We start from the raw sequence: 23523 nt of genomic DNA on the forward strand, positions 1-23523 counted from the left end.
ATGATCGAAACGCTGCTCGAAGTGCGTAATTTAAGCAAAACGTTCCGCTACCGAACTGGCTGGTTTCGTCGTCAGACCGTAGAAGCCGTAAAACCCTTGAGCTTTACGCTACGTGAACGCCAGACGCTGGCGATTATTGGTGAAAACGGCTCCGGTAAATCGACGCTGGCGAAAATGCTGGCAGGAATGATTGAGCCAACCAGCGGCGAGTTATTGATTGACGATCATCCGCTGCATTTTGGCGATTACTCCTTCCGCAGCCAGCGGATTCGCATGATTTTTCAGGATCCATCGACCTCGTTGAATCCGCGTCAGCGTATCTCGCAGATCCTTGATTTTCCTCTGCGTTTGAACACCGATCTGGAACCTGAACAGCGCCGCAAACAGATTATTGAAACAATGCGTATGGTCGGGCTGCTACCGGATCACGTCAGTTACTATCCGCATATGCTGGCACCAGGGCAAAAACAACGTCTGGGTCTGGCGCGCGCGCTGATATTGCGCCCAAAAGTTATTATCGCGGATGAAGCTCTCGCCTCGCTGGATATGTCGATGCGTTCGCAGTTGATTAATCTGATGCTGGAGCTACAAGAGAAACAGGGCATTTCTTATATTTATGTTACCCAACATATCGGGATGATGAAGCATATCAGCGACCAGGTTCTGGTCATGCATCAGGGTGAAGTGGTCGAGCGCGGTAGTACGGCTGACGTGCTGGCATCGCCGCTACATGAACTCACCAAACGGCTCATTTCCGGGCACTTTGGCGAAGCGTTGACGGCGGATGCGTGGCGCAAAGATCGTTGATTTTCTGAACCCGCCTTCCAGATAATTCACCTCATTCTGACAAGGGATTAAATCTTGTCAGAATGAGTGGATGGATAAAATAAAATCAAATGCGCGTTATTTAAGACGCAATCTCACCCCGCAGGAACGAAAGCTCTGGCGATATCTTCGCAGCCGACGTTTTGGTGATTTCAAATTTCGCCGTCAACATCCGGTGGGGAGCTACATTCTCGATTTTGCCTGCTGCTCGGCGCGTGTAGTAGTTGAGCTGGATGGTGGGCAGCATGATTCGACAGTTGCCTATGATACCAGGCGCACACGCTGGCTTGAGTCACAGGGCTGGACCGTGCTGCGTTTCTGGAATAACGAGATTGATTGTAATGAGGAGGCGGTGCTGGAGATTATTCTGCAGGAACTGAGTCGCCTGTCACCCTCACCCCAGCCCTCTCCCTGAAAGGGCGAGGGAGCCGACTGAGTCGGGTAGTTGCTGTGGTGAAAACATGGAGTCGGATGGTGAAGAATATTCGGCAAGGACTGAATCGCCGGTCACCCTCTCCCCAGCCCTCTCCCTGAAAGGGCGAGGAAGCCGACCGAGCCGGGTGGCTGTTGTGGTGAAAATATAGAGGCGGATGATAAAGAATATTCGGCCAGGACTGAACTGCCGGTCACCCTCTCCCTGAAAGGACTAGGGGGCTGTATGTGCCTGTTTGTTGCTGGGGTGACAATATTTGCACAATACGATCCCCTCGCCCCTCTGGGGAGAGGGTTAGGGTGAGGGGAAAAGCACCCACCCTGCCCGCGCCCTGCTCCGGTCGGACCTGGCAACTATAGCCACCCACAGCCAGGTTGATTATAATAACCGTTTATCTGTTCGTACTGTTTATTTAAACGACGAATCGCCTGATTTTCAGGCACAACAAGCATCAACAATAAGGATTAAAGCTATGGGTTTTCTTTCCGGTAAGCGCATTCTGGTAACCGGTGTTGCCAGCAAACTGTCCATCGCCTACGGTATCGCTCAGGCGATGCACCGCGAAGGAGCTGAACTGGCATTCACCTACCAGAACGACAAACTGAAAGGCCGCGTAGAAGAATTTGCCGCTCAATTGGGTTCTGACATCGTTCTGCAGTGCGATGTTGCAGAAGATGCCAGCATCGACACCATGTTCGCTGAACTGGCGAAAGTTTGGCCGAAATTTGACGGTTTCGTACACTCTATTGGTTTTGCACCTGGCGATCAGCTGGATGGTGACTATGTTAATGCCGTTACCCGTGAAGGCTTCAAAATTGCTCACGACATCAGCTCCTACAGCTTCGTTGCAATGGCAAAAGCTTGCCGCTCCATGCTGAATCCGGGTTCTGCCCTGCTGACCCTTTCCTACCTTGGCGCTGAGCGCGCTATCCCGAACTACAACGTTATGGGTCTGGCAAAAGCGTCTCTGGAAGCGAACGTGCGCTATATGGCGAACGCGATGGGTCCGGAAGGTGTGCGTGTTAACGCCATCTCTGCTGGTCCGATCCGTACTCTGGCGGCCTCCGGTATCAAAGACTTCCGCAAAATGCTGGCTCATTGCGAAGCCGTTACCCCGATTCGCCGTACCGTTACTATTGAAGATGTGGGTAACTCCGCGGCATTCCTGTGCTCCGATCTCTCTGCCGGTATCTCCGGTGAAGTGGTCCACGTTGACGGCGGTTTCAGCATCGCTGCCATGAACGAACTGGAACTGAAATAATCGTTCTGTTGGTAAAGATGGGCGGCGTTCTGCCGCCCGATTTCTCTGTTATACCTTTCTGATATTTGTTATCACCGATCCGTCTTTCTCCCCTCCAAACCTTGCGTCAGGATAACGATTTCCTTTACGACCAAGGAGTACCCATGGAACAACGCCACATTACCGGCAAAAGCCACTGGTATCATGAAACGCAATCCAGTACTTCGGAGTATGACGTTTTGCCACTGGTTCCGGGAGCCGCAAAGGTAACCGATCCTTTTCTGCTCGACGTGATCCTTGATGAAGAAACACTTGATCCCTTTCATTCGTGGCTGATCCCGGCGCGTGCTCTTGCTGTAGAGTTCTTCCCCGACCAGCTTGCAGTGACACGCTTACAAACATTCACCGCCTATGAACGCCTGACGACCGCCCTGACGGTTGCCCAGGTCTGCGGCGTCCAGCGGTTATGCAACTACTATTCCGCGCGTCTGACACCGCTTCCCGGGCCAGACTCCTCCAGGGAAAGCAATCATCGGCTGGCGCAAATCACGCAATATGCCCGTCAACTGGCTGGTTCTCCATCTATTATCGACGGTCAGTCCCGCCAGCATCTTAACGATGTCGGGCTTACCGCCTGGGACTGTGTAATTATCAATCAAATCATCGGCTTTGTTGGTTTTCAGGCGCGAGCGATCGCCACATTTCAGGCTTATCTTGAGCACCCGATACGCTGGCTACCCGGTCTGGAAGTGCAAAGCTACGCAGACGGTTCACTTTTTGCTGAAGCATCAACTGGCTGGCGTGCCTGCTACGAAGTGGATAAATATCCGCAAGAGCAAGAGATGAATGCTCTCCGACAGCTACCATCCGAACTCCGCCAACTGATAGCAATATTGAATCTGCACCCTGCCTCACTTTCACTCTTTGTGACGTTGCTATCCAGTTCCTTGGTAACAACAAAATCCAGCCATCAACTTGCTGCCTTACTCAGTGCACGAATTAACGGGAGCGTTACCTGTTTCACCTCTTTAATTCATTCAAATGTTGAATATAAAGAAGCAATATGCATTCTGCTTCAGGGCGAAAACGAAATAAACCAATGGGCTGACCGTCATTCTGTTGAGCGCGCTACCGTTCAGGCGATACAATGGCTGACACGAGCACCCGATCGCTTTAGCGCCGCCCAGTTTAGCCCATTACTCGAACATGAAATATCATCAGCTCAGGTTATCAATCTGCTGGTATGGAGCGGGTTTTGTGGTTGGATAAATCGCTTAAAAATCGCGTTGGGTGAAACACATTAACCTTGCTGCGTCAGGCAGAATCGCGTAAAACTGTCAGCCGCTCTAATGGCCACCAAAATAGACAATTATGTTTCAGGACAACCCGCTGCTAGCGCAGCTTAAACAGCAACTGCATTCCCAGACGCCCCGCGCTGAAGGGGTGGTAAAAGCCACTGAAAAAGGCTTTGGCTTCCTGGAAGTCGACGCACAGAAAAGTTATTTCATTCCGCCGCCGCAGATGAAAAAAGTCATGCATGGCGACCGAATTATCGCGGTGATCCACAGTGAAAAAGAACGTGAATCCGCAGAGCCAGAAGAACTGGTTGAACCGTTTCTGACTCGTTTTGTGGGGAAAGTTCAGGGCAAAAATGACCGTCTGGCCATCGTTCCTGATCATCCACTCTTAAAAGACGCCATTCCTTGTCGCGCGGCTCGTGGCCTGACCCATGAGTTTAAAGAAGGCGACTGGGCGGTTGCCGAAATGCGCCGCCATCCGTTGAAAGGCGATCGCTCATTCTATGCGGAACTGACACAATACATCACTTTTGGTGACGACCATTTCGTGCCGTGGTGGGTAACCCTGGCACGCCATAATCTGGAAAAAGAAGCGCCAGACGGTGTCGCTACCGAAATGCTCGATGAAGGTCTGGTACGTGAAGACCTGACTGCACTGGACTTTGTCACCATTGACAGCGCCAGCACGGAAGATATGGATGATGCCCTCTTCGCCAGGGCGCTGCCGGATGACAAACTACAGTTGATTGTGGCGATTGCCGACCCAACCGCGTGGATCGCAGAAGGCAGCAAGCTGGACAAAGCCGCGAAAATTCGTGCGTTCACCAACTATCTGCCAGGCTTCAATATCCCAATGCTGCCACGGGAACTTTCCGACGATCTCTGCTCCCTGCGTGCCAATGAAGTGCGTCCGGTGCTGGCATGTCGGATGACGCTATCCGCTGACGGCACCATTGAAGACGACATCGAATTTTTTGCTGCCACCATCGAATCCAAAGCGAAACTGGTTTATGACCAGGTTTCCGATTGGCTGGAAAACACCGGTGACTGGCAGCCAGAAAGTGATGCGATTGCGGAACAAATCCGCCTGTTAGCGCAAATTTGCCAGCGTCGCGGCGAATGGCGTAATAACCATGCGTTGGTGTTTAAAGATCGCCCGGATTACCGTTTTATTCTGGGTGAAAAAGGTGAAGTGTTGGATATCGTCGCTGAACCGCGTCGTATTGCCAACCGTATCGTCGAAGAAGCGATGATCGCCGCCAACATATGTGCGGCTCGCGTGCTGCGCGATAAGCTCGGTTTCGGTATCTATAACGTGCATATGGGCTTTGATCCGGCAAATGCCGACGCGCTGGCAGCATTACTGAAAACGCACGGCCTGCATGTTGACGCCGAAGAAGTGCTCACACTGGACGGCTTCTGCAAACTGCGCCGTGAGCTGGATGCGCAACCGACTGGTTTCCTTGACAGCCGCATTCGCCGTTTTCAGTCTTTTGCAGAAATCAGCACCGAACCTGGCCCTCACTTTGGTCTCGGTCTGGAAGCGTATGCCACCTGGACTTCACCGATTCGTAAGTATGGCGACATGATCAACCATCGTCTGCTGAAAGCGATCATCAAAGGCGAAACAGCGACGCGTCCACAGGATGAGATCACCGTCCAAATGGCAGAGCGTCGCCGCCTCAACCGAATGGCAGAACGTGATGTCGGCGACTGGTTATACGCACGTTTCCTGAAAGATAAAGCCGGAACCGATACCCGTTTTGCGGCGGAAATCGTCGATATCAGCCGTGGCGGTATGCGTGTGCGGCTGGTCGATAACGGCGCAATCGCCTTTATCCCTGCACCATTCTTACACGCCGTGCGCGATGAACTGGTTTGCAGTCAGGAAAACGGCACCGTACAAATTAAAGGTGAAACGGTTTACAAGGTAACCGACGTTATCGACGTCACCATCGCAGAAGTACGCATGGAAACCCGTAGTATTATTGCGCGCCCGGTCGCGTAATCCCCTTTCACGGCCCGTTCATTACGGATGGGCCGTTTGCTTTTCCCCCTCCCTTCGCCTTCGTTTTATCTCAGCAGATTTTTTTTAATGACTTCCGTTTGAAAACTGGCGTTTTCCCAAAACTGGATTACAAATAAATATATAAATAAAACAATACGTTTAGCCGACATTAATTTCATGTAAGTCATGTTGAACCTTTCATTTAATGGTGAGCTTCGCCGTTAACCGTAGGGTATGCATCATGAAAACCGTTAGGGAGTCCACAACGTTGTACAACTTTCTCGGCTCGCACAACCCATACTGGCGGTTGTCGGAAAACAGTGATGTTTTGCGCTTTTCCACCACTGAAACAACAGAACCTGAACGTACTCTGCAGTTATCTGCCGAACAGGCTGCTCGTATCCGGGAAATGACGGTCATCACCTCCAGCCTGATGATGAGCCTGACAGTCGATGAGAGCGACCTTTCTGTCCATCTGGTGGGACGAAAAATCAATAAGCGCGAATGGGGTGGCAACGCGTCGGCATGGCATGACACACCAGCGGTTGCTCGTGATTTATCACACGGACTTTCCTTTGCTGAACAGGTGGTTTCTGAAGCACATTCCGCAATAGTGATTCTGGATAGCCGAGGGAATATCCAGCGTTTTAATCGGTTATGCGAAGAATACACAGGGCTGAAAGAACACGATGTCATTGGGCAAAGTGTGTTTAAATTGTTTATGAGTCGCCGTGAAGCCGCGATCTCCCGGCGTAACAACAGCAGTTTTTTTCGTAGTGGCAACGCCTATGAAGTCGAGCGTTGGGTACAGACGCGCAAAGGTCAGCGACTGTTTCTGTTTCGCAACAAATTTGTCCACAGCGGTAGCGGCAAAAATGAGATCTATTTAATTTGTTCCGGCACCGATATCACCGAAGAACGTCACGCCCAGGAACGATTGCGAATCCTGGCTAACACTGACAGCATCACCGGGCTACCGAATCGTAACGCAATGCAGGAATTAATCGACTACGCCATTAATGAGGCCGACGAGGGTAAAGTCGGAGTGGTTTATCTCGATTTAGACAATTTTAAAAAAGTGAACGATGCCTACGGGCATTTGTTTGGCGACCAGCTGTTACGCGAGGTTTCACTGGCTATTTTAAGCTGTCTTGAGCAGGATCAGGTGTTAGCACGTCTTGGCGGCGATGAATTTCTGGTACTCGCACCAAACACCTCGCAAAGTGCCCTGGAAGCAATGGCATCGCGGATTTTGACCCGCCTGCGCCAACCCTTTCGCATCGGTTTAATCGAAGTTTATACCGGCTGTTCAATTGGTATTTCACTTTCACCGCAACATGGCTCAGACAGCGCGGCGATTATTCGCCATGCCGATACGGCAATGTACAGTGCCAAAGAAGGCGGACGAGGACAATTTTGCGTCTTTTCGCCGGAAATGAATCAACGGGTATTCGAATATCTGTGGTTGGATACCAACCTGCGTAAAGCTCTGGAAAACGATCAGTTAGTTATTCACTACCAGCCGAAAATCACCTGGCGGGGTGAAGTACGCAGTCTGGAAGCCCTGGTACGCTGGCAGTCTCCCGAACGTGGCTTAATTCCCCCTCTGGACTTTATTTCCTATGCCGAAGAGTCCGGTCTGATTGTGCCTCTAGGCCGTTGGGTTATTCTCGACGTCGTGCGCCAGGTAGCAAAATGGCGAGATAAAGGCATTAATCTTCGGGTTGCGGTGAATGTCTCAGCACGCCAACTTGCCGATCAAACCATTTTCACTGACCTGAAACAGGTACTCCAGGAACTTAAATTTGAGTATTGCCCTATTGATGTCGAGCTGACTGAAAGCTGTCTGATTGAAAACGATCAGTTGGCGCTTTCCGTTATTCAGCAATTCAGTCAATTAGGCGCACAGGTTCATCTGGATGATTTCGGCACGGGTTACTCTTCTCTTTCCCAACTGGCACGATTCCCCATCGATGCTATAAAACTCGACCAGGTTTTTGTCCGTGATATTCACAAACAGCCAGTCTCGCAGTCGCTGGTACGTGCGATCGTCGCCGTGGCTCAGGCGCTCAATCTTCAGGTGATTGCCGAAGGTGTAGAGAGTGCAAAAGAAGATGCCTTTTTGACCAAAAATGGCATCAATGAGAGACAAGGATTTTTGTTTGCTAAACCGATGCCTGCCGTGGCTTTTGAACGCTGGTATAAACGTTATCTGAAGCGCGCATAAAGAGACGAATATATAAATGTAACAGTATATAATTCCATTACATATCGTATTAATGAATGATAATTAGCCTTTGCCGTTAAACACTTCTCTTTTAGCGGCAATTTTTGCATTATTCATTTTCACTTTTTTGCCTTGAGGATACCCTGATGTCTGAATTTGATGCCCAACGCGTTGCCGAACGTATTGATATTGTGTTAGATATCCTTGTGGCGGGCGATTACCACTCTGCGATCCATAATCTCGAGATACTTAAAGCAGAACTGTTGCGCCAGGTTGCTGCATCTACGCCAGACATCCCGAAGGCACCGTGGGAGATTTAACAATCGTGCTTTCAGGTTTCCCTATTTAAGGATGCCCGGCGCGTCAGCATTTTTTATTTAGTATTATAACGTTATAAGAATTACAGCGATGAATTCCCGACAACAAACTATTCTACAGATGGTCATTGAGCAGGGTCAGGTTAGTGTAACCGATCTGGCAAAAGCCACTGGAGTTTCCGAAGTTACCATTCGCCAGGATCTCAACACCCTCGAAAAACTTAGCTATCTACGCCGTGCACATGGCTTTGCTGTTTCGCTTGATAGTGATGACGTCGAAACCCGTATGATGAGTAATTATACGCTGAAGCGTGAACTCGCCGAGTTTGCCGCCTCACTGGTTCAACCGGGTGAAACCATCTTTATCGAGAATGGTAGCAGTAATGCCCTTCTGGCTCGCACATTAGGTGAGCAGAAGAAAAATGTCACCATCATTACGGTCAGCAGCTATATAGCGCATTTACTGAAAGACGCGCCTTGTGAAGTCATTTTACTTGGCGGCGTGTACCAGAAAAAAAGCGAAAGTATGGTTGGCCCACTGACACGTCAGTGCATCCAACAGGTGCATTTCAGTAAGGCATTTATTGGTATCGATGGCTGGCAACCTGAAACTGGATTTACAGGTCGCGACATGATGCGTACCGATGTGGTCAATGCCGTGTTGGAAAAAGAATGCGAAGTCATAGTCCTGACTGACAGTTCTAAGTTTGGTGCCATACACTCTTACTCCATCGGTCCTGTGGAGAGAATCAAGCGTGTTATAACCGATTCGAAGATTCGCGCCAGCGATACGATGCATTTAGAACACAGTAAATTAATCGTTCACGTCGTTGACATGTAATCATTTTCCTTCCCTACGGATGATTTACCCTGACGCAAATCATCCGCTCTAAGATGATTCCTGGTTGATAATTAAGACTATTTACCTGTTATTAACATCCTAAAGTTATAAACTTATTATCAGCGATATAACAGGAAGTCACTATCACCTGCGTGATATAACCCTGCGCGCGAGAGGATTTCACGGAATTATTTTAACGGATGTATTCTGAACTATTATAGTTATAGAGAGCTTACTTCCGTGAATCATAAATTCAGGAGAGAGTATTATGTTTGTAACGAGCAAAAAAATGACCGCTGCTGTTCTGGCAATTACACTGGCAATGTCTCTAAGCGCCTGTTCTAATTGGTCTAAACGAGATCGCAACACCGCAATCGGTGCGGGTGCAGGGGCTTTAGGTGGTGCAGTACTGACTGATGGCAGCACGCTGGGTACATTAGGCGGGGCAGCAGTTGGTGGTATTATCGGTCACCAGGTCGGTAAATAATCGTAAATAAATGTCGATAAGCGACTCGCAATTATAATACGCTTGACTATGTTCATTACGAAATAACTGAATAGTACACACAGTAAAATAAACGAAAGCCACGGAATATTTCCGTGGCTTTTTTTGTTACCCGCCCGCGAGTTTTACTTTCATTCCTTTCGCTTCAAGGAGTGATTTTAATAAATCACGCTTATCTCCCTGGATTTCGATAATTCCGTCTTTTACTGCTCCGCCGCAGCCGCATTTTTTCTTCAGTTCAGCCGCCAGTTTTGCCAGCTCGGTATCATCGAGATCGACTCCGGTGATCAGGCAAACGCCCTTTCCTTTACGTCCACTGGTTTGACGTTGAATGCGCACCACGCCGTCGCCTTTAGGGCGTACAGGGGCCGCTTTTGGCTCATCAATACGTCCGGTTTCCGTTGAGTAAACCAGACGGCTGTTGGAATCACTCATCATGCACTCCGTTGTAATGAGGCGTTGATCGCTTTCAGCGTTTGCGCTGGATCTGCCGATTGCGTTACCGGGCGACCAATCACCATATAATCAACTCCAGCCGCCAACGCCTGTTCTGGCGTCATAATGCGGCGCTGGTCACCAGCGTCACTCCCCTGCGGACGAATGCCCGGCGTAACCAGTTTGAACTCCTGACCGAATACCTGTTTAAAACGCACAGCTTCCTGAGCAGAACACACCACACCATCAAGGCCACATTTTTGCGTCAATGCCGCCAGACGTTCTGCATAATCCGCTGGTGACAGTGTCACTCCAAGATCGGCCAGGTCGCTGACTTCCATGCTGGTCAATACAGTCACAGCAATTAATAGCGGTGCATCTTTACCAAACGGAACCAGCGCCTCACGTGCTGCGGTCATCATACGTGCCCCACCTGAGGCATGAACGTTCACCATCCACACGCCTAAGTCAGCCGCTGCTGTCACAGCGTGCGCTACGGTGTTGGGAATGTCGTGAAATTTCAGATCGAGGAAAATATCAAAACCGCGATGTTGCAATTCATGCACAAACTGCGGCCCAAACAGCGTAAACATCTCTTTGCCGACTTTCAGACGACAATCACGTGGGTCGATCTTGTCGACAAAGGCCAGCGCGGCGTCACGATTATGGTAATCAAGGGCAACAACGACAGGAGAATTCGTAACAGCGCGGGAAGAAGATGAAGCAGTTAACGTCATGACCAGACCTTCTTGATGATGGGCACCGGAAGTGGCGCGAAACAGGTAAACGGCGAGCATTCTACCCGTGGAAATAAAAAATTAACAGTTGCGATTTCTCCCCTGTCAGGCTTTTCTACGCTGGAGTTGCCGAAGCAAAATGTGAGAGCAACAATAAGGATGTTGTAACTAAAGCTGGATTTTTTTTAGAAGTTACAGTCCATCAAGGCCGCGAATGGGTTTAATGGTTGACCAGGCCCGACATGACGGACAATGCCAGTAGAGCGTATATGCGGTAAAACCACACTTCTGGCAACGATAACGCGGCTTACTACGCACCTTCTCACCAACCATGTCACGCAGCACCATCAGGCTCTCTTTAGCGCGCCCTTCTTCTGCTTCATTCAGGTGGTAATCCATTAACTTGTGGAACACGCGCATGGTCGGGTGACGTTGTAGTTGGCGCGTAATATAGACCTGAGCGGCATCACTGCCCTCGCGCGCTTCGATGATGTCTGCAAGCATCAACTCAGCATCGGCACCGGTATTCTCTTCCACCGCGCGCTGCAGGAACTCTGCCCATTCGGCAGTTTTACCCAGTTGCTGATAGCAGGTTTGCAGCATTTCCAGCGTTTCGCTGACCAGTTCTCTGTCCTGGGAAATGACGCGTTGCAGGCTTTCGACCGCTTTGGCGTATTCTCCTTTCGCCATAAACACACGTCCCATCATGATGGATACGCGGGCGCTGTTTTTATCTGCCGCCGCCCCTTTTCTCAACAAGGTCATAGCGCGATCAAGATCGTCGCTGGCCATATGCTGGAGCGCCAGTTCACAGTAGAAATGGGCAATCTCGACGCGTTGCTTATCTTTGCCCAGCTTCACTAGGCGTTCTGCGACATCAATTGCTTTCTGCCATTCACTGGTAGACTGATAGATTTGTAACAGCTGTTGCAATGCGCCAACACGGAAGTCAGTTTCATCGGTCAGTTGATTAAACATATCTTCCGCGCGATCGTATAAACCCGCCGCCATGTAATCACGCCCCAGTTGTTGAATTGCCAGCAAGCGTTGCTCATAAGTCAACGAGGCACTTTCCATTAAGGTTTGATGAATACGAATCGCGCGATCGACTTCGCCACGCGAACGGAACAGATTTCCGAGCGTAAGATGGGCTTCAACGGTGCCGGTGTCCTCTTTGAGCATATCGAGGAACAGATCAACCGCTTTATCCTGTTGATTACTAAGCAGGAAGTTAACCCCTGCTACGTAATCGCGTGACAGGCGGTTGGCTTCATCTTGCTTGTTTTGTTGCGCACTTCTGCGGCCCATATACCAGCCATAGGCAGCGGCTACAGGCAAGAGCAGAAACAACAACTCCAGCATAGAAAGTTATTCCTTCGCCACTGACGAATCAGGCGCTACCGTCACGCCAGTCGCAGGTGAAAGCTGGTTTTCCAGTCGCTTTATTTTACGTTCAGCGCGCGCCAGAGAAACACGAACTCGCAGCCAGAACAGGCCACAAATCAACCAACCGATAGCAAAACCCGCAGCAAACAATACCGCCAGCAAAGTAGAGATACGATACTCCCCTTGCGCTAACAGATAATTAAATGTTACCTGTTGATCATTCTGCGCACCTAATGTGACGGAAATCACAAAAATCGCTAACACCAGTAAGAAAATGAGTAAATATTTCACATTACTTCCCGTTATGTGGTTAGAGCGAATAAATTATGGTCAACTTACCGCAATAGCCCTTTAAATTACCATTTTCACGACGTCTGCGAAATGGTAGCCACAATCATTGTTGATGATTTGAGGGTTAAATTCAGAAATTCAACCAGTATTAACTTTCTTGTTCTCGTTGCGCTATCTCACGATTTTCTTCCGGTGGTGGTGTTAATGGCCCACAAATACGTTGTGCAAGCCAGGTTGCTACCGCGACCAGCGCCCACGAAATCAACGTAGCCACCACCAGGTCGCGCGGCCAATGCATCCCAAGCAACAGGCGACTTCCCATGACTCCCGTTGCCCAAACCAGCAAGAGTGCAATGGTTACGGTTCGCCGACGCGGCCATAACAGCCCAATGGCCAGCAGAGCCCAACTGGCAGCAAACATTGTGTGACCAGAAGGAAAGGCAAAACCGGTCTCTTTCTGCCAATGAGTTCGCAAATATTGCGGGATATTTTTCTCTTCAGCCAACTGTTCTTTCACTAAATTTCCGCGCTCTGCACGCTTTAAAGTGTAGAACTCATCAACCGGAATATAATGTGTTTTTTCCAGCCAGATAACAAACGGGCGCGGTTCCTGAACTTTGTCTTTAATCCAGGATTTTACCGCTTGTCCGACCAGGATCGCCGTAGCCAGTATGGCAAACAACATAATTGCCGCTTTGATCCGAAAACGCAGGCACCAAAGGAACCAGCCGAATAAAATCAGATGCGTAATAACGCCCCAGGGCTGAGTGACAGTTTCAGTGACCCAAAAAGCCGCCTTTAACACCCCATTCTGCTCTCCTGGTTGCCAACGCCAGCCAGAAATCCATACCGCTACAGACATGATAAGTAATAGTGCAGCTCCAACTGCGGTACGTCTGGCAATCGAACGCATGGTCTCTCCTTTCTTATAAGTCTCACAATCATAACTGAAAATGCCCTGACCTGGAAAAATTGACAGATTTGTGCCATTCAGTGAACGATCGACGCGTCGTGATTAGGTGAACGCCTTCGCGTTATGGCAAAATAAGCCAATACAGAACCAGCATTATCTGGAGAATTTCATGCAGCTTAAACGTGTGGCAGAAGCCAAACTGCCAACCCCATGGGGCGATTTCCTGATGGTGGGATTTGAAGAACTGGCAACCGGACACGATCATGTCGCGCTAGTCTATGGCGATATTTCCGGGCATACCCCGGTACTTGCGCGCGTCCATTCCGAATGTCTGACCGGTGACGCCCTGTTCAGCTTGCGCTGCGATTGTGGCTTCCAGCTGGAAGCGGCGCTGACGCAAATCGCCGAAGAAGGCCGTGGTATTTTGCTGTATCACCGTCAGGAAGGTCGTAACATTGGCCTGCTGAATAAAATTCGCGCTTACGCATTACAGGATCAAGGTTACGACACCGTAGAGGCTAACCACCAGTTAGGCTTCGCTGCAGATGAGCGCGACTTCACTCTTTGCGCTGATATGTTCAAACTCCTTGGTGTCAATGAAGTCCGTTTGTTAACCAATAACCCGAAAAAAGTCGAAATTCTGACCGAAGCCGGGATTAATATTGTTGAACGCGTGCCGTTGATTGTTGGTCGTAACCCCAATAACGAACATTATCTCGATACCAAAGCCGAGAAAATGGGGCATTTGCTGAACAAATAACCCACTTACGTTGTAAAGTTAATTTGCTTGCCGGTTATCTTACTTCCGGCAAGCAAATACTCGTTACTTCAACATATTACGAATAACGTAATGCAAAATACCGTCGTTCTGGTAATAGGTTAATTCCGTCGCGGTGTCGATGCGACAACGGCACGGCACAACTTCCTGGCTACCATCAGCACGCGTCAGCGTCACCGGAACCGTCGCGCCCGGTTGTAGATTTTGCAGATCGACAATATCAATCTTCTCTTCCCCGGTCAGCCCTAATGTTTTACGCGTCACGCCTTGCGGAAATTCCAGCGGCAGAATGCCCATGCCAATTAAATTCGAGCGGTGAATTCGTTCAAACGATTCGGCAATCACGACACGAATACCAAGCAGACGCGGACCTTTTGCCGCCCAGTCACGGCTGGAGCCAGAACCATATTCTTTACCGGCAATCACCGCCAGGGGCGTTTTCTCCTGCTTATAGCGCATCGCTGCATCATAAATAGAAACGACATCGCTGGCAGGTAAATGCCGCGTCATTCCACCTTCAACACCGGGCACCATTTCGTTACGAATGCGAATATTGGCGAATGTGCCGCGCATCATCACCTCATGGTTACCGCGCCGCGAACCGTAGGAGTTAAAGTCTTTCCGCTCAACACCTCGACCTTGTAGATATCGACCCGCCGGACTGTCGGGTTTAATACTGCCCGCCGGAGAGATATGGTCAGTGGTGACTGAATCCCCCAGCATTGCGAGGATCCGCGCACCGTGAATATCTTCCACTGGTGCTGGTGTTGCCTGCATTTCATCAAAGAACGGCGATAAGCGAATATAGGTCGAATCATCCTGCCATCCGTAGGTATCGGATCGTACAACGTTAATTTCTTTCCACTCAGCTGTCCCTTCGAAAACTTCTGCGTACTCTTTACGGAACATTTCTGTAGAGACTTGTGCTACCGCACGGGCAATTTCTTGTGCCGATGGCCAGATATCTTTCAGATATACCGGGTCGCCTTTACGATCATGGCCGATAGGCTCTGAAGCCAGGTTGATATTCATATTTCCCGCTAGCGCATAGGCAACCACCAACGGCGGCGAAGCCAGCCAGTTCGTTTTAACCAGCGGATGAATACGGCCTTCAAAGTTACGGTTGCCGGACAGTACCGCACCGACGGTTAAATCGCCTTTTTTGATTGCAGTTTCGATAGGATCGGGCAACGGACCAGAGTTACCAATACAGGTGGTACAACCATATCCCACAAGGTTGAAGCCAAGTTCATCGAGATACGGAGTCAGTTTGGCTTTTGCCAGATAATCAGAAACCACTTTCGAACCCGGTGCCAGCGACGCTTTGACCCACGGTTGCCGCTTCAGGCCCAGAGTTACGGCTTTTTTAGCCAGCAAGCCTGCGGCCATCAGTACACTTGGATTAGAGGTGTTGGTACATGACGTGATGGCAGCAATAACCACTGCGCCATCAGGCAACTGATACTGATGTCCGTTCATAACATAATCGACCGGTTGGCGATCTTTATGCGTGGCATTCACTTCCAGCTCGTTACTGGCGGCAAAAGCTTTTGGTACATCGGGCAGTGCAACGCGATCCTGTGGGCGTTTTGGCCCCGCCAGACTCGCTTCAACGTCATTCATATCCAGTTCTAACGTACTGGTAAAAATCGGTTCATCGCCCGGGTTACGCCACATGCCCTGCGCTTTAGCATATTTTTCGACCAGTTCGACCTGATCTTCACTGCGCCCGCTTAAACGCATGTAATCGAGGGTGACCGCATCGATTGGGAAGAAGCCGCAGGTCGCACCGTATTCTGGCGACATATTGGCAATGGTGGCGCGATCCGCCAGCGGCAGCGAATCCAGCCCATCGCCGTAAAATTCGACGAATTTCCCCACCACGCCATGTTTGCGCAGCATCTGAGTGACGGTAAGAACCAGGTCTGTGGCGGTGATACCTTCACGTAATTTTCCGCTGAGTTTAAAGCCCACTACATCCGGGATAAGCATGGAAACCGGCTGACCTAACATTGCGGCTTCTGCTTCGATCCCGCCAACGCCCCACCCCAGCACGCCAAGACCGTTGATCATCGTAGTGTGTGAGTCGGTGCCGACGAGCGTATCCGGATAAGCAATCCATTCACCATCCTGCAATTCGCTCCACACTGCTTTGCCGAGATATTCGAGGTTAACCTGATGGCAAATCCCTGTACCTGGCGGCACAACGCTAAAACGGCTGAAGGCCTGCTGTCCCCATTTCAGGAATACATAACGTTCGTGGTTTCGCTCCATTTCCAGACGCACGTTTTCCTCGAATGCCTCATCATCGCCAAAACGATCGACGGTCACCGAATGGTCAATGACCAGATCAACCGGTGAGAGTGGATTCACTTTCGCGGTATCGCCGCCGAGACGTTTTACCGCTTCTCGCATCGCCGCAAGATCCACGACAGCGGGCACGCCGGTAAAGTCCTGCATTAACACTCTTGCCGGGCGGTAGGCAATTTCACGGTCAGCATGGGCATTTTTCAACCAGCCCGCCAGCGCGTGGATATCCTCTTCGATAACCGAGTTACCATCCTGCCAGCGGAGCAGGTTTTCGAGCAGAACTTTGAGTGACTTAGGCAGACGGGTGATATCGCCCAGTGATTTAGCAGCAAGTGGCAGGCTGTAGTAATGGTAAGTTTTATCTTTGGCCTGCAACGTATCCTTACTGGCTTCTCGTAGGGTTGACGACATAGCTCCTCCTTAATAACAGGGTTGCGATGCCCTGATTCTCTTCAGGGTGAATATTAAAGATAACACAAACATTGCGTAACGATTTGATAACAACCCAAATTGATAAAAGAGGAGAAATCTTGCGGATAAGAAAAGAAAAACCTCGCCACAGCGAGGTCAGAGATTAGTGAGCAACTATCCAGATGAGTTCAACCCAGAAGAGCATCGACAGAGAAAATGCGCCCATCCAGGACCAATATTTCATATTTGTGGTGATCATAGGCTACACCCCTCACTTGTTATTACTTTCTGTTGAAATTATTCAACCTTTTATTGCTGTGGTGTATTAAAAACCGTTTAATTCACGAATATATCGGATAATAAGAATGATGATAATTATTGTTTCTGCTGCTCATCTTCAGCAAACATCTCTATAAACGCTTGCTGTTGCGACGTCAGTTTCCAGCCATCCGGAATAACGACTGAACATTCCCGTTTCGTTTCCGTTTCATTGTCACTATGCTGAGACAGTGGCAAAGCAATCTGATGCTGCTCCTGAACGACCATGCTTTACCCCCACACTTTCCAAATTAGCAGTGCAACAAGCACCCAGAAGAGCGCAGAACCAAGAAATACCGCAAGCCAGGCTTTGCGTTTCAATTCAGGGTCCCTGCGGGGTTCCTGATTTCCAGAAGGCATTGCTAACCTCATATAATCGCCATCACTTATCAGTAATACGCTAAACGATTGGTATAATTAATCAACTGATGAGACAAATCCTAATGAAACTTTAGCCAAAAATCCAGCTAATTTACGAATCGTCTCCAGTGAATAATTCAATCTTTTGACCTGAAATAGATATTTGAAGGCTGGAGTTTGCGAGGCAGGTAATTAGACACTACTTTACGTCCGATTTACCATAAAGATTTCAGGGATAATAATATTGTGAGCGGTGTACAAATAAGAAAGAACAGAGAATATATTCCGGCACCCCGAAAATATAAAAGGTGCCGGAAATAATGCAGGTAATTATTTTTCCGGCAATTTGATATCTTTAAACATGATCTCAATTTCTTCATTGGAACGCAGTGCTACGGCGGCATCAACGACATCGCGGGTTAAATGCGGCGCAAAACGCTGAATGAAATCATACATATAACTGCGCAAAAACGTACTGCGACGAAAACCAATTTTGGTTGTGCTATGGCTGAAAATGTCATGCGCATCAACACGAACCAGGTCAGGGTCAGAAACCGGGTCCACCGCCATGCTGGCAATTACCCCAACACCCAGCCCTAAGCGAACGTAAGTTTTAATCACGTCAGCATCGGTAGCCGTGAAAACAATACGCGGCGTCAACCCTGCGCGGTTAAAGGCGGTATCCAGCTCGGAGCGTCCGGTAAAACCGAAGGTATACGTCACCAACGGATACTGCGCCAGTTCTTCAATGGTAATTGCTTTTTTGCCCGCCAGCGGATGGTCAGGTGTCACCACAATAGCCCGATTCCAGTGATAGCATGGCAGCATCACCAAATCTTCATACAAATGAAGTGCTTCCGTGGCGATAGCGAAATCGGCATTACCTTTAGAGACGGCATCGGCGATTTGTGTCGGCGATCCCTGATGCATATGCAAAGAAACGCGAGGATAACGCTCAATGAAACCTTTGATGACATTCGGTAATGCATAGCGCGCCTGAGTATGCGTGGTGGCGATATACAGCGAGCCTTTATCAGGCCAGGTATGCTCTCCGGCGACCGATTTAATAGCATCAACTTTCGACAGAACTTCACGAGCGATACGAATTATTTCCTGCCCGGCTGGAGTAACCTGCGTCAAATGCTTACCGCTACGGGAAAAAATTTGAATACCCAGCTCATCTTCCAGCATTCTGACTTGCTTACTGATCCCAGGTTGTGATGTGTAAAGTCCTTCAGCCGTTGATGAGACGTTCAGGTTATGATTGACGACCTCAACAATATAGCGAAGTTGTTGTAATTTCATGTTAAACCATCCAATTAGACGCCATCAGAACATCGTTTTTTCGTCACTCCTGACGGGTGACTAATACGATTTAATAATAAAAAAGGTGCTAACTATAACCACTATATCATTTATAGCTTTAGTGTATAGGTGTGGAGATAAAATAATATGCAATAAAAAAGGGTCGCTTTTGCGACCCTTTGTTTTAAAAACCAGAAAGAATTAAAGGTTATTTTTTCCCTTCAACCCATTTGCCATCAACATAAAATGCTGACCAGCCAGTTGCCTTTCCGTCTTTTTCCGAAGAGACATATTGCTGCCTGGTTTTCCGGCTAAAACGAACCATTGTCTTATTACCTTCTGGATCTTGCTGTGGCGCATCAGCCAGATAACGCAATTTTTCTGGTAAACGGTCGCGGAAGCGATAAAGCTCTTCCACCAGCGGCGCACGCGTTTCACGTGATTTCGGGAAAGTATTGGCCGCCAGGAACACGCCGGCAGCGCCGTCACGCAACACGAAATAAGCATCCGATTTTTCGCACGGTAATTCTGGCAGCGGAACCGGATCTTCTTTCGGCGGCGCGACTTCACCGTTACGTAAAATCTTACGTGTGTTTTTACACTCTTCATTGGTGCAAGCCATGTACTTACCGAAACGCCCCATTTTCAGGTGCATTTCAGAACCACATTTTTCACACTCAACGATCGGGCCGTCATAACCTTTAATACGGAATTCGCCCTCTTCGATCTCGTAACCGTCGCAGGTTGGATTATTACCACAGACATGCAACTTACGTTTTGGATCGATGAGATAGCTGTCCATCGCTGTACCGCATTTCGGGCAACGACGTTTGGCGCGCAGCGCGTTGGTTTCAGCGTCTTCGCCTTCCAGCACGTTAAGCACTTCGTTTTCCGGCACCAGGTTGATGGTGGTTTTGCAACGCTCTTTCGGCGACAGCGCATAACCGGAACAGCCCAGGAATACCCCGGTGCTGGCGGTGCGAATCCCCATTTTTCGACCACAGGTCGGGCAGTCAATGCTGGTCAGAACCATCTGGTTCGGGCGCATACCGCCCTCTTCCGGATCTTTTTCCGCTTTATCTAACTGCTGGGTGAAATCAGAGAAGAAGTGATCCAGTACAGCTTTCCACTCTGCTTCGTGATTTGCCACCTGGTCGAGGCTGTTTTCCATCTGCGCGGTAAAGTCGTAATTCATTAACTCGCGGAAATTTTCTTCCAGGCGATCGGTAACGATCTCACCCATTTTTTCCGCATAGAAGCGACGGTTTTCCACACGCACATAGCCGCGATCCTGAATGGTCGAAATGATCGACGCATAGGTAGACGGACGACCGATCCCGCGTTTTTCCAGTTCTTTAACCAGTGAAGCTTCGCTAAAACGGGCTGGCGGCTTGGTAAAGTGCTGCGCAGGCGTCAGTTCAACAAGCGACAGGGAGTCACCTTTATCGACAGCCGGTAAAATACGATCTTCATCGCCTTTACGCAGCGCAGGCATAACTTTCGTCCAGCCGTCGAAACGCAGAATACGACCGCGCGCTTTCAGGCGGAAGTCACCCGCGCCAACGGTCAGCGTGGTGGAGTCATATTTCGCTGGGGTCATTTGACAGGCAACAAACTGACGCCAGATTAACTGGTACAGTTTCTGCGCATCTGCTTCCATATCTTTCAGCGATTCCGCCATCACATTGACATCTGAAGGACGAATCGCTTCGTGCGCTTCCTGTGAGTTTTCTTTGCTGGCGTATTGGTTCGGGCTTTCCGGCAGATATTTATTACCAAAATTATCGCTGATATAACCGCGAACCATGTTTACCGCGTCCTGACTCAGGTTAGTGGAGTCGGTACGCATGTAAGTGATATAGCCAGCTTCATACAGACGCTGCGCCATCATCATGGTTTTTTTCACACCAAAACCAAGACGGGTGCTGGCAGCTTGTTGCAGCGTAGAGGTAATAAAAGGAGCGCCTGGTTTACTGGTTGTCGGTTTGTCTTCACGTTCCAGCACGCTGTAGCGCGCTTTTTCAAGCAGACTTACCGCAGCCTGAGTTTGTTCTTTGTTGACCGGGCGGAACGGTTTATCGTTCTGATGAGTCACCTGCAAAGCCAACGCTTCACCAGACGGCGTAGTCGTACTGGCATCGACTTCCCAGAATTCTTCCGGCACGAACGCTTTAATTTCACGCTCACGCTCAACCACCAGGCGAACCGCTACGGATTGCACACGCCCGGCGGAAAGACCGCGAGCGATCTTTTTCCACAACAGCGGAGAAACCATATAACCCACGACGCGATCCATAAAGCGACGCGCCTGCTGGGCATTAACACGATCAATATTCAGTTCGCCGGGTTTGTTGAACGCCTGGCGGATCGCGTTTTTAGTAATTTCGTTAAACACCACTCGGCTATAGCGAGCTTCATCACCCCCAATCACTTCCCGCAGGTGCCATGCAATGGCTTCCCCTTCGCGGTCAAGGTCGGTTGCGAGATAGATGTGGTCGGCTTTTTCAGCCAGTTGTTTCAGTTCAGAGACGACCTTCTCTTTACCAGGCAACACTTCATAGTGCGCCTCCCAATTGTGCCACGGGTCAACCCCCATACGGTTGACGAGAGCGCCACGTTCATCCTTTTTAGGCTTTTTAGCCGTTTTGGTGGAGGTAGAGTCGGCACTCTTTTTAGCAGCTGAGCCACTGGTCGGCAAATCGCGGATGTGACCGACACTGGATTTCACCACGTAGTCACTACCCAGATACTTGTTGATCGTTTTGGCTTTTGCCGGGGACTCAACGATGACAAGAGCTTTACCCATATTCACCTTACCTAATTTGATTCTTCCAGGAATGCGTCGCACATTGATAAACCTTCCACTGGCAACGAGTTACCGATATGGACTCGCTCTCTGCGGATATCAACCCCTTGTCGTGACTCTGTTCACGAAAATTCCGGTGACTGAGTTAACAGGTCTTGGCCTACAGGCGCTATAGCACGACGGAATTTTGGTCGAATGTCAAGCAAATCTATTGCCAGATTGACGAAAGCGTCACACTGTACCTGATAAAATCCGTTACGCAACTTTATTAGCATGCAAAATCCAAAGTTGCCAGTAAGGCGCTCCTGACGCCAGCGTGGTATATTTGTCTGCATGCCATGCCTGGCGTAGACTAATGTCCTTGTTTAAGGAGTAAATAATGAACAAAGAGACACAACCCATCGACCGCGAAACGCTGTTGAAAGAGGCCAACAAAATCATTCGTGAGCATGAGGACACACTCGCAGGAATTGAAGCCACCGGCGTCACGCAGCGTAATGGCGTGCTGGTGTTTACTGGCGATTACTTTTTAGATGAGCAAGGGCTGCCGACAGCGAAAAGCACTGCGGTGTTTAATATGTTCAAACACCTGGCACACGTGCTCTCGGAAAAATATCATCTGGTAGATTAAAGCAAAACGCGAGGCCTGAACCTCGCGTTTGTCTTTTACATCAAAGGCTTTTGCCCACGCTGCCACCAGCGTAGCAACAATCGGTCGACGCTCTCTGCCGCACTGCCGGTAAACCGATCGATTAACCGTTTACGCTGCATATAACGCACATTGACCACTTCTCGACCGTCCATCAGATTAAGAATCACTTCATCACTGGTGTTGATTTCGTCAACCAGGCCTTTCTCTACCGCCTGTTGCCCGTACCAGTGTTCACCGGTAGCCACCTCTTCAATATCCAGAGACGGACGCATACGTTTTACAAAATCTTTAAATAGCTGATGTGTTTCGTTCAGTTCTTCGCGGAATTTTTCGCGCCCTTCTTCAGTATTTTCACCCAGCAATGTCAGCGTGCGCTTATATTGCCCGGCAGTATGCAGTTCAATATCAATATCTTTACTTTTCAGGAAGCGGTTAAAGTTGGGCATTTGCGCTACCACACCGATGGAACCAACAATGGCAAACGGCGCAGAAACAATTTTGTCCGCCACACAGGCCATCATGTACCCGCCGCTGGCAGCCACTTTGTCTACCGTAACGGTTAAAGGAATGTTTTTATCGCGCAGACGCCGCAATTGTGAGGCTGCCAGGCCATAACCATGAACCATACCGCCGGGGCTTTCCAGACGCAAAACAACCTGATCCCGTGGCTTAAATGCCGCGAGTACTGCGGTTATCTCTTCACGTAATGAGTTAACTTCATGCGCGTCCATGCTGCCTTTGAAATCCAGTACCCAGACGCGGGGTTTACTGTCAGTCACCACCTCACCCAGTTTGGCTTTTGCTTTCGCTGCTTTCGCTTCTTGCTTGTGCTTTTTCTTCTGCGCTTTGTGCCACTGCTTTTGCTGATGCGGATCCATCAGCGCTGCTGCCAGTTCTTCTTTCATCTCCTTATATTGTTCGCTGAGATTGTTAACCCGTAACTCGCCACGCTGGCGTTTATTACGTTGAGCAACATTGACAATAATGGCGGCAACAGCCGCAATCGCCACAACAACAGTGACAATTTTCGCCAAAAACAAACCATATTCAGACAACAATTCCACGAGTCCCACCTTGGTTAAACAACGCTTTGCCTCACAGTTTACAACAGGCACGTTAAGCCGTCT

Annotated in this window: 25 protein-coding genes; 11 read left to right on the forward strand and 14 right to left on the reverse strand. The window is 49.4% G+C overall.

The features are described from left to right. The 5 genes from sapF (at window position 1) to A7Z06_RS06430 (ending at window position 5804) form a co-directional block, all read left to right on the forward strand. Window positions 1-807 (forward strand): peptide ABC transporter ATP-binding protein SapF, encoded by an 807-nt coding sequence (sapF, locus tag A7Z06_RS06405; RefSeq protein ID WP_000573415.1) that lies wholly within the window; start codon window positions 1-3, stop codon window positions 805-807. Window positions 808-877: 70 nt separating this feature from the next. Further along, complete coding sequence (locus tag A7Z06_RS06410; RefSeq protein WP_000357908.1) at window positions 878-1240, forward strand: DUF559 domain-containing protein; 363 nt, start codon at window positions 878-880, stop codon at window positions 1238-1240. A gap of 490 nt (window positions 1241-1730) precedes the next feature. Further along, a complete protein-coding gene (gene fabI / locus A7Z06_RS06420; protein WP_000506485.1) occupies window positions 1731-2519 on the forward strand; it encodes an enoyl-ACP reductase FabI in 789 nt (262 codons plus the stop codon). 143 nt (window positions 2520-2662) lie between these two features. Beyond that, a complete protein-coding gene (locus A7Z06_RS06425) occupies window positions 2663-3802 on the forward strand; it encodes a CMD domain-containing protein (protein WP_000437861.1) in 1140 nt (379 codons plus the stop codon). 67 nt (window positions 3803-3869) lie between these two features. After that, the gene (locus A7Z06_RS06430) at window positions 3870-5804 is read left to right on the forward strand and encodes an exoribonuclease II (protein ID WP_000485025.1); all 1935 of its coding nucleotides are present in this window, start codon (window positions 3870-3872) and stop codon (window positions 5802-5804) included. Window positions 5805-5869: 65 nt separating this feature from the next. Here A7Z06_RS06430 and A7Z06_RS06435 read toward each other — a convergent pair whose 3' ends face one another. Then, window positions 5870-5992, reverse strand: a complete 123-nt coding sequence (locus A7Z06_RS06435) for a hypothetical protein (RefSeq protein ID WP_000221851.1) — start codon at window positions 5990-5992, stop codon at window positions 5870-5872. A gap of 53 nt (window positions 5993-6045) precedes the next feature. Here A7Z06_RS06435 and pdeR point away from each other — a divergent pair, with 53 nt between their 5' ends. After that, window positions 6046-8031 carry a cyclic di-GMP phosphodiesterase gene (gene pdeR, locus A7Z06_RS06440; RefSeq protein WP_000859925.1) on the forward strand — a complete coding sequence of 662 codons (1986 nt, stop codon included), beginning with the start codon at window positions 6046-6048 and terminating at the stop codon, window positions 8029-8031. Here the strand turns inward: pdeR and A7Z06_RS22405 are convergent. Beyond that, a complete protein-coding gene (locus A7Z06_RS22405) occupies window positions 8013-8141 on the reverse strand; it encodes a hypothetical protein (protein ID WP_225762567.1) in 129 nt (42 codons plus the stop codon). The two genes, pdeR and A7Z06_RS22405, sit on opposite strands and share 19 nt — an antisense overlap. 36 nt (window positions 8142-8177) lie before the next feature. On the opposite strand from A7Z06_RS22405, the gene A7Z06_RS06445 reads away from it, so the two are divergent. From A7Z06_RS06445 to osmB, 3 genes are all read left to right on the forward strand, one after another. Beyond that, complete coding sequence (locus tag A7Z06_RS06445; RefSeq protein WP_001288366.1) at window positions 8178-8351, forward strand: YciZ family protein; 174 nt, start codon at window positions 8178-8180, stop codon at window positions 8349-8351. A gap of 88 nt (window positions 8352-8439) precedes the next feature. Beyond that, the gene (gene yciT / locus A7Z06_RS06450; RefSeq protein WP_001088636.1) at window positions 8440-9189 is read left to right on the forward strand and encodes a DNA-binding transcriptional regulator YciT; all 750 of its coding nucleotides are present in this window, start codon (window positions 8440-8442) and stop codon (window positions 9187-9189) included. 268 nt (window positions 9190-9457) lie between these two features. Then, entirely contained in the window at window positions 9458-9676 is a 219-nt protein-coding gene (osmB, locus tag A7Z06_RS06455; protein WP_000498252.1) for an osmotically-inducible lipoprotein OsmB, read from the forward strand. A gap of 126 nt (window positions 9677-9802) precedes the next feature. Here osmB and yciH read toward each other — a convergent pair whose 3' ends face one another. The 5 genes from yciH to pgpB all read right to left on the reverse strand — a co-directional run bounded on the left by yciH (window position 9803) and on the right by pgpB (window position 13456). Next, window positions 9803-10129: a stress response translation initiation inhibitor YciH gene (gene yciH, locus A7Z06_RS06460; RefSeq protein WP_010344773.1), complete on the reverse strand. Its 327-nt coding sequence runs from the start codon at window positions 10127-10129 to the stop codon at window positions 9803-9805. Continuing rightward, entirely contained in the window at window positions 10129-10866 is a 738-nt protein-coding gene (gene pyrF / locus A7Z06_RS06465; RefSeq protein ID WP_000176262.1) for an orotidine-5'-phosphate decarboxylase, read from the reverse strand. Before pyrF ends, yciH begins: the two co-directional genes overlap by 1 nt. A 192-nt stretch (window positions 10867-11058) precedes the next feature. After that, entirely contained in the window at window positions 11059-12228 is a 1170-nt protein-coding gene (lapB, locus tag A7Z06_RS06470; RefSeq protein ID WP_000891366.1) for a lipopolysaccharide assembly protein LapB, read from the reverse strand. Between the two features lie 6 nt (window positions 12229-12234). Continuing rightward, complete coding sequence (gene lapA, locus A7Z06_RS06475; RefSeq protein WP_000876289.1) at window positions 12235-12543, reverse strand: lipopolysaccharide assembly protein LapA; 309 nt, start codon at window positions 12541-12543, stop codon at window positions 12235-12237. Window positions 12544-12691: 148 nt separating this feature from the next. Further along, window positions 12692-13456, reverse strand: a complete 765-nt coding sequence (pgpB, locus tag A7Z06_RS06480; RefSeq protein ID WP_105279365.1) for a phosphatidylglycerophosphatase B — start codon at window positions 13454-13456, stop codon at window positions 12692-12694. A 169-nt stretch (window positions 13457-13625) separates the two neighbouring features. Here pgpB and ribA point away from each other — a divergent pair, with 169 nt between their 5' ends. Continuing rightward, on the forward strand, window positions 13626-14216 hold the full coding sequence (gene ribA / locus A7Z06_RS06485; RefSeq protein WP_001176295.1) for a GTP cyclohydrolase II: 591 nt from the start codon (window positions 13626-13628) through the stop codon (window positions 14214-14216). 63 nt (window positions 14217-14279) lie between these two features. On the opposite strand, the gene acnA is transcribed toward ribA, so the two are convergent. The 6 genes from acnA to topA all read right to left on the reverse strand — a co-directional run bounded on the left by acnA (window position 14280) and on the right by topA (window position 21744). Then, the gene (gene acnA, locus A7Z06_RS06490) at window positions 14280-16955 is read right to left on the reverse strand and encodes an aconitate hydratase AcnA (protein ID WP_085460778.1); all 2676 of its coding nucleotides are present in this window, start codon (window positions 16953-16955) and stop codon (window positions 14280-14282) included. A gap of 163 nt (window positions 16956-17118) precedes the next feature. Further along, entirely contained in the window at window positions 17119-17214 is a 96-nt protein-coding gene (ymiC, locus tag A7Z06_RS21640; protein ID WP_016158389.1) for a small membrane protein YmiC, read from the reverse strand. A 116-nt stretch (window positions 17215-17330) separates the two neighbouring features. Further along, window positions 17331-17501, reverse strand: coding sequence for a hypothetical protein (locus A7Z06_RS06500; protein WP_000261429.1), 171 nt, complete (start codon window positions 17499-17501; stop codon window positions 17331-17333). Window positions 17502-17504: 3 nt separating this feature from the next. Further along, complete coding sequence (locus tag A7Z06_RS06505; protein WP_001234284.1) at window positions 17505-17645, reverse strand: YmiA family putative membrane protein; 141 nt, start codon at window positions 17643-17645, stop codon at window positions 17505-17507. A gap of 318 nt (window positions 17646-17963) precedes the next feature. Further along, window positions 17964-18938, reverse strand: a complete 975-nt coding sequence (gene cysB, locus A7Z06_RS06510; protein WP_000776255.1) for an HTH-type transcriptional regulator CysB — start codon at window positions 18936-18938, stop codon at window positions 17964-17966. Window positions 18939-19146: 208 nt separating this feature from the next. Further along, window positions 19147-21744: a type I DNA topoisomerase gene (topA, locus tag A7Z06_RS06520; protein ID WP_024212414.1), complete on the reverse strand. Its 2598-nt coding sequence runs from the start codon at window positions 21742-21744 to the stop codon at window positions 19147-19149. Window positions 21745-22123: 379 nt separating this feature from the next. On the opposite strand from topA, the gene A7Z06_RS06530 reads away from it, so the two are divergent. Continuing rightward, window positions 22124-22375, forward strand: coding sequence for a YciN family protein (locus A7Z06_RS06530; protein WP_001031530.1), 252 nt, complete (start codon window positions 22124-22126; stop codon window positions 22373-22375). 35 nt (window positions 22376-22410) lie between these two features. Here A7Z06_RS06530 and sohB read toward each other — a convergent pair whose 3' ends face one another. Beyond that, the gene (gene sohB / locus A7Z06_RS06535) at window positions 22411-23460 is read right to left on the reverse strand and encodes a protease SohB (RefSeq protein WP_000422074.1); all 1050 of its coding nucleotides are present in this window, start codon (window positions 23458-23460) and stop codon (window positions 22411-22413) included. Window positions 23461-23523: the final 63 nt, after the last annotated feature.

The sequence above is a fragment of the Escherichia sp. MOD1-EC6819 genome, from assembly GCF_002965765.1.
Classification (GTDB): Bacteria; Pseudomonadota; Gammaproteobacteria; order Enterobacterales; family Enterobacteriaceae; genus Escherichia; species Escherichia ruysiae.